The 12,321-nt window shown below is 60.6% G+C and carries 10 protein-coding genes; 7 read left to right on the top strand and 3 right to left on the bottom strand.

The window, feature by feature from the left end:
* Window positions 1–121: 121 nt before the first annotated feature.
* From ACOBR2_RS04815 to ACOBR2_RS04790, 6 genes are all read left to right on the top strand, one after another.
* Entirely contained in the window at window positions 122–1,912 is a 1,791-nt protein-coding gene (locus ACOBR2_RS04815) for a hypothetical protein (protein ID WP_420238923.1), read from the top strand.
* A 109-nt stretch (window positions 1,913–2,021) separates the two neighbouring features.
* Entirely contained in the window at window positions 2,022–2,849 is an 828-nt protein-coding gene (rnc, locus tag ACOBR2_RS04810) for a ribonuclease III (RefSeq protein WP_420238922.1), read from the top strand.
* A complete protein-coding gene (gene lepB, locus ACOBR2_RS04805) occupies window positions 2,846–3,616 on the top strand; it encodes a signal peptidase I (RefSeq protein WP_420238921.1) in 771 nt (256 codons plus the stop codon). The genes rnc and lepB (ACOBR2_RS04805) overlap by 4 nt, the downstream gene beginning before the upstream one ends.
* A gap of 63 nt (window positions 3,617–3,679) precedes the next feature.
* Window positions 3,680–4,507 carry a signal peptidase I gene (gene lepB / locus ACOBR2_RS04800; RefSeq protein ID WP_420238920.1) on the top strand — a complete coding sequence of 276 codons (828 nt, stop codon included), beginning with the start codon at window positions 3,680–3,682 and terminating at the stop codon, window positions 4,505–4,507.
* A 13-nt stretch (window positions 4,508–4,520) separates the two neighbouring features.
* The gene (locus tag ACOBR2_RS04795) at window positions 4,521–7,064 is read left to right on the top strand and encodes an AsmA family protein (RefSeq protein WP_420238919.1); all 2,544 of its coding nucleotides are present in this window, start codon (window positions 4,521–4,523) and stop codon (window positions 7,062–7,064) included.
* A 94-nt stretch (window positions 7,065–7,158) separates the two neighbouring features.
* On the top strand, window positions 7,159–7,860 hold the full coding sequence (locus ACOBR2_RS04790; protein ID WP_420238918.1) for an HAD-IA family hydrolase: 702 nt from the start codon (window positions 7,159–7,161) through the stop codon (window positions 7,858–7,860).
* Window positions 7,861–8,136: 276 nt separating this feature from the next.
* Here ACOBR2_RS04790 and ACOBR2_RS04785 read toward each other — a convergent pair whose 3' ends face one another.
* The 3 genes from ACOBR2_RS04785 to metK all read right to left on the bottom strand — a co-directional run bounded on the left by ACOBR2_RS04785 (window position 8,137) and on the right by metK (window position 11,341).
* Window positions 8,137–8,886, bottom strand: a complete 750-nt coding sequence (locus ACOBR2_RS04785; RefSeq protein WP_420238917.1) for a carbonic anhydrase — start codon at window positions 8,884–8,886, stop codon at window positions 8,137–8,139.
* 253 nt (window positions 8,887–9,139) lie between these two features.
* A complete protein-coding gene (locus ACOBR2_RS04780; RefSeq protein ID WP_420238916.1) occupies window positions 9,140–9,838 on the bottom strand; it encodes a hypothetical protein in 699 nt (232 codons plus the stop codon).
* A gap of 357 nt (window positions 9,839–10,195) precedes the next feature.
* Window positions 10,196–11,341: a methionine adenosyltransferase gene (gene metK / locus ACOBR2_RS04775; RefSeq protein ID WP_420238915.1), complete on the bottom strand. Its 1,146-nt coding sequence runs from the start codon at window positions 11,339–11,341 to the stop codon at window positions 10,196–10,198.
* Between the two features lie 386 nt (window positions 11,342–11,727).
* Between metK and ACOBR2_RS04770 the strand changes: the two genes are divergently transcribed.
* The gene (locus ACOBR2_RS04770; RefSeq protein ID WP_420238914.1) at window positions 11,728–12,198 is read left to right on the top strand and encodes a CBS domain-containing protein; all 471 of its coding nucleotides are present in this window, start codon (window positions 11,728–11,730) and stop codon (window positions 12,196–12,198) included.
* The last annotated feature ends 123 nt before the right edge of the window (window positions 12,199–12,321 follow it).

The following is a 12,321-nucleotide window of genomic DNA, read 5'->3' as shown; positions in this document are numbered from 1 at the left end:
TCCAACAGAATGAGCGGGCCAACCGAACAAAGCAAAAATCTACGGTTTGACCCTGTGCCATCGGATTAATAGACTTTGAGGCAGGGTCAAAACAATGAAATTGCGCGGTTCGCACCTTTTTGTGTCGGTTTTTGCATGTCAGCTTGGACTGGCGGCCGTAGTTGCGCCCGCGCCCATGGCTGCCCAATCCTCCACTTCGTCTGCGCCGGGCAATGTGGCCTATGTGCGGGAAAAGACGCCCACGCTGGTTGATCCGGCGGGTCCAACCATCTCGCTGATTGCCTCGGAGCCGGTCTTTGACATGGCCGCCGCGCTGAATACATGCGGCTATGACGAGGGCCTGAGCAACAGCCTGCCCGAACGCCAGCGCGTCCGCGAACAGATCAGCGCCGTCATGACCAAAAGCGAGGATGCGCGCGCCCGCCGCGATGCTCTTTGCCTCTATATTGCCCAGCACCGCATGACCGGCACCGAGCGCGACAACTCTCAGTATCTTTCGCTCTCGCTTTATCTGACGCCGCCCCCGGAGCTGGAAGTCACGGCCGATCTGACCGAAATGCCGCCCGACGCCACCCAGGTGGCCGAGGTGGCTCCGCTACTGAAAAACTTTGCCGAAGCCGTTGATCTGCGCGGCATCTGGCTGACTACCCACCGGCTCTATGACGAAGATGTGGACAAGCTCCATGACCCGCTCTCGAAGATGGTCGTAAACACCAACCTTTACTTGAAGATGCCAGCCTCCACCTACGATGGACGGCGCTTCATCGTGGTGGTGGAACCGCAGCTCTCGCCGGGAACGGTGAATGCCCGCGTCTATGGTACGGATTACGTAGTGTTGGTTTCGCCCACTGCCGACGGCAAGATCCGGATGAACGACATCCGCCACACCTACCTGCACTATCTGATTGAACCGCTGCTCTTTGCCCGCTCCAACGCGATTGACCGCACCGGCCCCGTGCTCAAGGAGATCCGCGAGGCTCCGCTCGAGTTCCGCTACCGCTCCGATACGGTGGCGCTGACGGTGGAGTGTCTGATCAAGGCCATTGAAGCCCGCACCATGGACACCGGAATCCCCGACTACAAGCTGCCCACCGACGTGGACCGTTCGGCCCTGACCAAATATGAGATCCAAAAGCGTCAGGTGGAGGCCCGCCAGGAGCAGGTACGTGTGTCCACCATGCACCACGACATGACCCAGGGCTTTGTGCTCACCCAGTACTTCTACGAGCAGATGGTCCAGTTCGAGCACGACCCGGCCGGCCTGCGCGACAACATTGGCGAAATGGTCTACAGCATGGACGTGGACCAGCAGGTGCACCGCGCCCGCCAGCTTGAGTTCGACAAGGAAGCCGACACCGACGTGCTGGTGCGCAGCAAGCCCAGGAAGCTGGAAGGTCTGGATCTGGCCGAGGCCAGGCTCTCCACGGGCGACGTAAAATCAGCCGCCAGCATCGCCGAACAGGCACTCAAAGCAGCCAACGGCAACGAAACCACGGCCGACGCGGCCCGGGCACACTTTCTGCTGGCCCGCGTCGAAGCGCTGACGGGCCAGCCGGAAGCGGCCATCGGCGACTTCCAGAAGGCGCTGGCCAACAGCAAGGATCAGCGCCTGCTTAGCTGGTCGCACATCTATCTGGGCCGCATGCTGGACCTGGACTGCAAACGCGACGAAGCGGTCAGCGAGTACAAGCTGGCGCTGGAGAACCGCGACGGGCGGCAGGATACGCGCTTAGCAGCCGAACGCGGCGTCAAGCTGGCTTACGCCGTCAAGGGCCACAGCTGCGAGGATGAGGACCAGGACGGCGCTCCCAAGCCCGCCGACAAGAACGCCGACAAACCGGCAGAAAAGCCGGCAAATCCACCGGCTACGCCTAAGGGAGAGGCTGGAAATCCATTCCCCGGAGGGATTTAGCTCACTGGGGGCTGGGCATACAGCCCGGCTAGGCGTTTAATAGGAGTAGTGTAAGACGCGGGCCGGTCCACCCGGCCCGCCCACCGTTTCAAGAAGAAAGCAGCGGGGCGTGCAGGAAGATTTTCAAGAACTCGAAACAGCCCTGGGGCACGTCTTTGCGCGCCGCGGTTTGCTGGTGCGCGCCCTCACCCACCGCTCGCGGGTTCATGAACAACTGGTCCAGGCCCAACAAGAAGAAGGGCACGAGCCCCCTATCACCCCCGGTGACAACGAGCGGCTGGAGTTTCTGGGCGACGCCGTGCTGGGTCTGGTGGTAGGCGAGGCTCTCTTTCAACTGCATCCCGAATGGCATGAGGGCGAACTGACCCGCGTGCGCTCCCTGCTGGTCAGCCGCCATCATCTGGGCCAGGTAGCTGAATCCATTGATCTGGGAAAATTCATGCTGCTCAGCAAGGGCGAGGACCGCAGCGGACTGCGCCGCAAAAGCACTGTGCTTTCGAACGGCATGGAAGCCGTGATGGGCGCGCTCTATCTGGATGGCGGTCTGGATTCCGTACGAACCTTTGTACGCCGTCAGGTGATGGGCGAAACGGCCAAACAGCTGGCCGAGGAGGTTCGCTCCGGCGCGGCTCTGGGCAACTACAAGTCTGCCCTGCAGGAGCGGTTGCAGGCCGAGCATACCGGAACCCCGGTCTACCGCGTAAAAAGCGAGAGCGGTCCTGACCATCGCAAGAAGTTTCTGGTGGAAGTGCGCCTGAAGGCCGAAAACAATGAGCCCGGCAAGATGCTGGCCCGCGGCACTGGCAGCACCAAAAAGAACGCCGAGCAGGATGCCGCCCGCCGGGCCCTGCAATTGCTGGACCGGATAGCAGCCAAAAATGCCGCCGTGGAAGAAGACGACGAGAATGCCGACGATTCCGGGCAGGTGCAGCCTTGAGCACACCCGCGCTGCCCCCGGCACATCCTGAGCCGGCCCTACTCCCCACACCCACGGTGCCTGACGCGGCTTCTTCCCTGCTGCGGACGCTGATTGTGGCTCTGTTTGCCATCACCTTTCTGCTGCAGCCGCTGCTGATTCCCAGTGAAAGCATGGAGCGCACCCTGCTGGTGGGCGATTTTCTGCTTTTCAATAAGCAGGTTTTTGCACCGTCAGGCTGGCTCAGCCGCCACCTTCTGCCTTACCGCGATGTGCAGCGGGGCGATATTATCGTCTTCCATCACTCCAACCCGCCGCTGCTGGTCAAGCGCGTAGTGGGTCTGCCGGGCGACCGGCTGCACATCGACAATGGCCGGGTGACGATCAACGGTGTGCCGCTGAGCGAGCCCTATGTGGCCTTTGAACCGGCCCCGCCCAATCCCTTCCGCGACCATTTTCCAGCCAGCGTCTATACCGACCCCCAGGTGGACCCCGACTGGTGGCGGCTGATGCAGAGTCTGGTGCGGAATGGCGACCTGACCGTGCCCCCAGGCGAGTACTTTGTGCTGGGCGACAACCGCAACCACAGCAAGGATTCCCGCTTTTGGGGCTTTGTTCCGCGCGAGTCCATCATCGCCCGTCCCCTGGTCATTTACTTCTCGCTGCGCCGCCCTTCAACGACCGATGTGCAGCAGGCCAGCGATGATAGACTCACACACGATGGGGAGCTGTCGGCCCGCCTGAAGGGCTTTGCCCGCTGGAAGCGCATCTTCCAGAGGGTGCGTTGAAAGCAGCTTTCTGCTGCCTTCCTGGAACTGAAAACCGAAAACTGCGTACTGAACACTGAAGACATGACGAAGAAAAACATTTCTGCGGCCCAGGCCGCCCCCGAGACCGGAAATCCGCCCAGTGTCGAGCGGGTAGACGAAACGCCTTTCGAGGCAGTGGCCAGCATCTGTGGAGTGCTGGTCGTCGGCCTGTTCATTCTGACCTTTCTGGCCCAGAACTTCGTGATTCCCTCCGGCTCCATGGAGAAGACGCTGCTGGTGGGCGACCACCTGCTGGTGGATCGCGTCACGCTGGCGCCCGAGGCCAAATGGATGCCGCTGGTGCACTACCGCGAGCCCCGGCGTAACGATATTGTGGTCTTCATCAAGCCGGTGGCCGATCTGGACAACGACGGCAAGCCGCAGTATCTGTTCCTGGTCAAGCGCCTGATCGGCGTTCCCGGCGATCATATTCATCTGCATAATGGCGTGGTCTACATCAACGGCGTTCCGGTAGAACAGCCCCATGCCGAAGCAACCACGACCGACAATCATCAGGACTTTCTGGACGAGTTCCCCAGCGTGCCGCCATACCCGCAGCCGGGCGGAGCCACCGAGAGCTGGGCCGTGGACTTTCCCAATCACATTGAGAACGGCGATCTGGTGGTGCCCGAGGGCAAGTACTTCATGATGGGCGATCATCGCCACAACAGCCTGGATTCCCGCTTCTGGGGTTTTGTCCCGCGGGAAAACATCGTGGGCCGCCCGCTGCTCAACTACTGGTCCTTCCAGACCCCCGAAGACGCTTATGAGCAGACGGGCCTGGGCTCCAGCCTCTCGTGGATGAGCCACGTGGCGCTGCACTTCTTTACCGATACGCGCTGGTCGCGAACACTGCACATCGTGCGATAAGAAAGGAATTCCGATGGCGGACGAAGCGCAGGGTCGGCAGGAAAAACGAAAACATTTATGGTTGGGATTGGGAGCCGTAGCCGTTGTGCTGCTGGCACTCTTTGTACCCCCGCTGATCAGCCTGAACCACTATCAGGGCAAGGTAACGGAGCTGATGTCGGCTTCGCTCGGCCGCCCCGTGCACCTATCCTCGGTGAGCGGTCGTCTGCTGCCCCGCCCGGCCTTTGAACTGAGCAACCTGACGGTTGAGGAAGACCCCGCCTACGGTGTGGAACCGGTGATGCACGCCTCAAGTGTGACCGCCTCCATCCGCCTGTGGGCGCTCTGGCGCGGCAAGCTGGAGATCAGCTCGATCAGCGTGGACGAAGCCAGCCTGAACCTGGTGCGTACCCCCGACGGGCACTGGAATATGGATTCGCTCTTTGGCCGCGCCGCCCAAAAAGGCGTGCTGCAGCCCGGCACCGACGGCCAGTCCGCACGCGCGCCCATGCCCACGCTCAAAGCCACCAGCTCCCGCATCAACTTCAAGGACGGTGAGGAAAAGCTGCCCTTTTCGCTGGTCGATACAGACGTAACGTTCTGGCAGGAACACGCCGGAACGTGGCGCATCCAGCTCAAAGGCCACCCGGCCCGCACTGATATGAGCATGAGCTCGGGCGATACCGGCGTGCTGGAAGTCTCCGGCAGCCTGCAAGCCGCCCGCGAGATGCGCCAGATGCCGCTGAACCTGGACGTGGACTGGCGTGAAGCCCAACTGGGCCAGCTTACCCGTCTGGCTGTGGGCAAGGATCCCGGCTGGCGCGGCGACCTGCGTGGCCAGCTCCATGTGGAAGGCACCGCCGACGCCTTGACGGTGAAAAGCCGCCTGCGCGCTATCGGCGTCCACCGGCAGGAGTTCGCTCCCGCCTCTCCGCTGGACTTTGACGCCAATTGCAGTTTCGTTTATCGCTTCTCGGTGCATACGCTCGAAAATCTGGAGTGCAACTCGCCGCTCGGCACTGGCAAGCTGCGTCTGGCAGGCGATTTGCCCGCCGACGGCTCAGCCAAGCTGACGCTGGAGCTGGACAAGATTCCCGCCACCGCCGGGTTGGACGCACTGCGTACCGTGCGCAGCGGCTTTGGCGCTGGCCTGGAGGCTTCCGGTTCCATCACTGGTCGTCTGGACTACGTCCGGACCGTGGACCAGCCTGCCCCACTTACCCCGACCAAACACGCAGCCAAGAACAAGGCTGTGGATCCGGGGCCGCTGACCGGCGAACTGACGATTGAAAACTTCCGCCTGAGCGGTGAAGGGCTCAGCCAGCCTCTGGACGCAGCCAAAATCGAGCTGCACCCTGAAGTCAGCAGCCTGAGCGGACGCGTTTCTCTGGCCGGCACAGCCAGCTTCCCGCTGGGCGGCAGTACGCCGGTAGCGCTCGGCTTCTGCTTTGGCCTGCGGGGCTACGCCGTGCAGTTGCATGGCTCCATGGCCGTACAGCGCAGCCGCGAACTGGCCCATGCGGCAGGCTTCAATACTGCCCTGCTGGACAATCTGGCCGGCGATCCGCTGATTGTCGATCTGGCGGCGCAGGGGCCGTGGATGGCGCCTGAGACTGGCTCGCTTGCACCAGCTGCCACCACCAACCCAGCCACCAATCCGGCCCCCGTGGCCGACAGCGTAAGTGGCACCGTTGCCCTGCACAACGCCAACTGGAAGGCCAGCTATCTGGTGAACCATCTGCAAATCGCTCAGGCCACCCTGCACATTGAGCCTGCCGGGCTGCGCTGGGATCCGGTCAGCTTTGCCTACGGACCGCTGAAGGGCACGGCCACGCTGCTGCTGCCCACCTGCGCGCCGGACCAGAGCTGCAAGCCGCAGCTCACCGCGCAGTTTGGCGCACTCGACGCCATCACCACACAGGCCGCGCTGCTGGGCGCACAGTCGCCCAAGGGCAACGTACTCAACGAACTAATTGAGCGCCTGCACCCGGCTCAGGCCTTCCCATGGCCCGCGCTGGACGCAGTGGTCAAGGTGGATTCCCTCAGCCTCGGCCCAGTAGCGCTCAAAAAGGCCACGGCCACGCTTACCGTGAACGGCGACGGCGTTGAGGTGAAGTCGCTGGAAACCGATCTGCTGGGCGGCCACGCTCATCTGACAGGTGCGCTCAAGGCCGGCGACAAACCAGGCGACAAGCCCACCTACACCGTCAGCGGACTGATCGAAAAGCTCAGCCCCGCAGCCGTTGGCCAACTGATCGGCGAGCGCTGGACGGGTGGCGATCTGGCCGTCAGCGGCAAGCTGGAAACCGTCGGCTTTACCGGCGACGATCTGGCCAGCTCAGCCCATGGCACGCTGCATCTGGACTGGAAGCGCGGCGCAGTCAGCGGCTCTGGCGCTCCGGTGACTCTGGCGCACTTCGCCCACTGGACGGCCGACGCAGCAATCAGCGGCGGCAAACTCACGCTCCAGCCCAACGAAGCTGTGAACGGCACCCAGAAGAGCTCGGTGAATGGCTCGGTGACGCTGAGCATTCCCGCCAAGGCCAGCTTCGCCCAGACCGCCCCAGCAAAACACTAAAAGAAACGCTGATTCCACCCGAACGGGCCTCTGCGGAGGCCCGTTCGATGTTTCCGCGCCAAAACAGCATGATCCGGCCCGCTACAATGGAGCCATGACCTCACATTCCCCGGCTCAGGCAGCGGAGATCCACTGCGCGGGCGCTCTCTTCGATATGGATGGCATTCTGATCTCGTCGATCGGCTCGGTGAACCGCAGCTGGACGGCCTACTGCCGCATGCGCGGCATTGCTCCCGAGCGGGCGCTGGCGATTGTGCACGGCGTACGCGCTTCCGACACTTTGCGCCGCATACGCCCTGAGCTTGCGGACGAAGCCGAAATCGCCGCCGAGCTAAAGATCATTGAAGACCTGGAAGTGGCCGACACCGAGGACATTCTTGTGCTGCCCGGCGTGCCGGAGCTGCTGCGTGCGCTGCCCCGCGACCGCTGGACGGTCGTCACCAGCGCCACCGAACGGCTGGCCCGTGTGCGGCTGGCGGCTGGCGGCATTCCCGTGCCAGAGCGGATCATCACCGGCGACGACGTCAAGCTGGGCAAACCGCATCCGGACCCGTATTTGGCCGGGGCCAAACTGCTGGGCGTGCCTCCTGAAAAATGCGTGGTCTTTGAGGATGCGCTTTCAGGCGTAAAGGCCGGCCGGGCGGCGGGCGCAACAGTCGTGGCCACCACCTTTACGCATCCGCTGGAGGCGCTCGCAGAGGCTCACTACCGCCTTGCCGACCTGACCGGGATCAGCGTGAACGCCACGGAAGAGGGAATGATTCTCTCCCTTGCCCCCGGCAGCCTGCTGGGCTGAACAGGCAATGGAAACACTCATTTTGGGGCGGGCCTTGTAACAGGGCCCGACTTTATAGCAAATTCAGAATTGCTGTAGAGGGAGTTGATGGACCAAAGTGTCGTTTTCCTCAAGAAAGCGGCATCCTGCACACTCTTTCAGACTGTACGGTCATTCTGAATTTGCTCTAGTCGGGCCATAAGTTTTGCAAAATGAGTAGGCTTTAGCCCCTGAGGGACGATCCTTCTCCGCTCCGCAGGGATTCAGCCCATTTTCCCCAGACAAAACAGCCGTATCTTATTCGCTGGCTTCAATATGGCGGCCGTGCGCATCCTGCAGCGGACGGGCGTTCACGTGCAGCAGCGCGTTGGCCAGCTTGAACTGGCTGCGGCTCATGGTCATATCCTGCTGGAAGATGAACCAGCGTACCCCTTCGGTGCAGGGCGGCGCGGTGAGTGAGCCGGTGTAGGTCCAGTAGCCGCGATCCTGCGGCAGAAATCCGCCGGGGTTGATCGGCTCAGTAATGATTTCGCTCTTGCCCGGCGCGGTGGGCAGATGCTGCCACAAGGTGGAAAGCAGGGCGTTGGGGATGTCCTGATCCTGCTGGAAGCGCACGGCCACCACCGCCAGCTTGCCATCCGCCGACTTGTGCACCAGGTGCACGTCCATATCAGCAAATTTGCCCTTGATAACCTCTTCGCCGGGATGGTGGAAGTGGAACTGCACCAGATCATAGCGCACGCCATCGGCCACAATGTAGCTGCCCGGATGCACAGTGGCCAGCAGCGTGTGGCCGTTGTTCTCAAAGGTCACGCCACCTGAAATGTAGTGGAACTCGATGGGCCGAAGCGCCTTGTCCAGATGCGCGCCGCGAATATCTATGGGCGACTGCGCATGGCCCTTGTTGCAGGCCGCGTAGGCCGGATCAAGCTTGCTCCAGATGATGGGGCCGGTCTTGCCCTCGTAGCTCCAGGGAGCGCCCGACTGTGCAACGGCCAGAGATGCCAAAAGAGCGAAACACGAAGCAATAGCTAGAATCTTCATCATGACTCTCCACTGTGGAGCAAAAACAGGCTCCCCGCAGCATTTTAGAGCATTTCCAGAATACATATAGACTTTTTGAGCAATTTGCAGGGTCCCTTTTTCTTGATGAAAGAGGAACTTGAGTGCTTTCCTTCGGTCTACACCAATTTCCGAAAATCCTATATGGTATGGACGCAATAAAACAGAAAAGTATTCACTGCAAAGAAAAATGCGGACCGTTCCCAGGGAACGATCCGCATTGCTGCTGAAAACCAGCTTAGAAGTTCAGCGATGCGCCGGCCGAGTAACGGAAGCCGTTGGCCGAGAGGGTGGCGTTGTCAGCCAGAGAGTTGCTGCTGCCGCCAGCAAAGTGGTCCATGTTGATCTGGTGATTCCAGTAGTCCAGCTCAGCAGGGCGCACCGAGAGGTAACGATTGATGCGCACGTTCACGCCACCACCGGTGACGGTGGCAAAACCAGCCGCACGGCAGGCCTCGCCATTGAAATTGCAGCCATACGACTTGCCTTTGTAATCGAGATTCACCGCGTACTGATTGGCGCCAAGCAACTCATGCGCGAAAACATTGACGCGACCACCCACAACGGAGGGAACCGTCCAGCGAACGACCGGGCCGACCAAATAGCTGCGGCTGATGTTGACTTCCTGCTCGGCAGGATAGCCCGACAACGAACCCTGCTTGCGCGAGTAAGAGAAGGCTGCCTTGACGCCGAAGTTCTTCAGCGGGAAGTATGCTGCCGTAACCTGTCCTCCGTTCAAGCTGAACGGAGAGTATACGTTCTCATTGTTCACAGTGCTGGCATGGAACGCATTAAAATCGCCGAAGGAGCGATCGAAGTCATAGCCGACATAAACTTCATACTTATCGAAGTTATGCTTGGGCGCTGCGGACTTTTGTGCGGATGCAACACTGGCGAAAACAAACAAAACAGAAATGATGCAAAGAAGCTTGCGCATGTATCTTCCTATCCCTTCCCGAATTGAGAAGAAATGATTGAAGGATGCCACATAGTAAACATGACATACGTTGAGAGAGTCATTACGATAACTAGTCTTCGTCTTAACTGGCCCTATAAATATGAAGCCCAAGTGTTATCCAAAGACTTATCTATATTAACTAAATATTAACCAACTTGCAACCCTTGCTACCATACGTAAGGCTAGGACGATAACTCACGAGCTATCGGTTTCATCTATTTCAAAAAGCGAATCTCCAGCCTCTCGAATCCCGGAAAGCATCCGCTATCTTCTGCCCACAGAAAAAGGGCGGGTGTTTTCACACCCGCCCTGCTTGAAAAGGAACCTGATTGTGACTTACAGACCAGCCTGCTGCTTGAGCGTGGCGGCCTTGTCGGTCGCTTCCCAAGTGAATTCGGCTTCGGTGCGGCCAAAGTGACCGTAGGCAGCCGTCTTCTGGTAGATCGGGCGACGCAGGTTCAGGCTCTCGATGATGCCCTTCGGCGTCAGCGAGAAGTTCTTGCGAACCAGCTCGGTCAGCTTGTCGTCAGCCACCTTGCCGGTACCGAAGGTATCGACCAGGACGCTGACCGGCTCGACCACGCCGATGGCATAAGCCAGCTGGACTTCAGCCTTGTGAGCCAGACCGGCAGCCACGATGTTCTTGGCGATGTAACGCGCCATGTAAGCAGCCGAACGGTCCACCTTCGTCGGATCCTTGCCCGAGAAAGCGCCGCCGCCGTGACGGCCCGCGCCACCGTAGGTGTCCACGATGATCTTGCGGCCGGTCAGGCCGGTGTCGCCCATCGGTCCGCCGATGACAAAGCGGCCGGTCGGGTTGATGTGGTACTTGGTGTTCTCATCGAGCCACTCGGCGGGCAGAACGGCCTGGATCACATACTTCAGGATGTCGGCGCGCAGCGCTTCGGTGCTGATGGAATCGGCATGCTGGGTGCTGATGACCACGGCGTCGATGCGGGCAACCTTGCCGTCCACATACTCCACGGTAACCTGGCTCTTGCCGTCGGGACGCAGGTAAGGCAGCTTGCCATTCTTGCGCACTTCGGTGAGCTTGCGGGTCAGCTTGTGGGCCAGGGAGATAGCGGCCGGCATCAGCTCGGGCGTCTCGTCCGAAGCGTAGCCAAACATCATGCCCTGATCGCCGGCGCCGCCGGTATCCACACCCTGGGCAATGTCGCCCGACTGCTTATTGATCGTCGAGATGACCGCACAGGTGTTGGAGTCGAAGCCATAGAGCGCGTTGTCATAGCCGATGGAGGCCACAACGCCGCGCACCAGGCCCTGGAAGTCCACATAGGCCTTGGTGGTGATCTCGCCGGCAATGACGACGAGCCCGGTGGCAGTCAGCGTCTCGGCGGCCACACGGCTGTACGGATCCTGCTCGAGGCAGGCATCCAGGATAGCGTCGGAAACCTGATCGGCAATCTTATCCGGATGGCCTTCGGTAACAGACTCGGAGGTAAACAAGAAACGGTCGCTCAACTTCTAGCTCCTGCCCATTGAAGGGGTTCAGATGTTTTGCGCGGGGGCGGCTCTTGACGAACCGGCCGACGCGACCAGAAAAACGAAGACGGGCTGAACCGGCTTCCTCTGGCGCGCGCTTCAGGCGCATACGCACACCATGGCTCCAATAGTCACTGTGTGCGTCCTACTATGGTAATCGCCCAGCCCCAGCCAGAGCAAAGAAACACAGTGAATGGAATAGATCGCAGCCCGAAATGCGGCTTGAGCTGGCTCAGCGGAAGAAACTGTTCCCGGTTTTCCGATCTCTGTTCCCTGTTGTCTCCATTCCACGCTATACTGCTCGCCACCCGGAGGCCGTGCATTCCCCCGTGCCGAGCGGCTCCGTTCTGCCAAGGAGGTTGCCCATGCAGTTGCACAACACCTATAACACCCACGCCACCATCGATGCGGTGCTGAAGGCCAAGACCCAGCAGCGGATTCTCTCCATCACACCCCAACAAACCGTCTACGAAGCTCTGGAAAAGATGGCGGCGTACGACGTGGGCGCTTTGCTGGTGCTCGAAGACGGCCGTCTGGTGGGCATTCTGAGCGAGCGCGACTACGCCCGGCGCGGCATTCTGCACGGGCTCAGCTCGCGCGAAACCACCGTGCGCGAAATCATGACCCAGCAGGTCGTCACCGTCACACCCCGTCAGGCCGTAGACGAATGCATGACCCAGATGACCACGCACCACTTCCGCCATCTGCCGGTGGTAGAGAAAGAGCAGGTGGTGGGGCTTATCTCGATTGGCGATCTGGTCAAGTGGGTGATTCGCGGCCAGCAACAGGCCATCGAGACACTGGAAGGTTACATCGTCGGCTCTTACCCGGCGTAGGCTCTATCAAAATTGGGAGGGAGCAGGGACCTTTAGGTCCCTGAAGAGTGGACGCAGGGAATATCGCCTTTAGGCGCGGGCTTTTCTTCCATGGACAGCTTCGAATGCCTGCCCGTAAAAACA

It is taken from the genome of Telmatobacter bradus (genome assembly GCF_048629425.1).
GTDB lineage: Bacteria > Acidobacteriota > Terriglobia > Terriglobales > Acidobacteriaceae > Telmatobacter > Telmatobacter bradus.
Note: the sequence above shows the minus strand (reverse complement) of the source record. Positions and strands in the feature narration are given on the sequence as shown.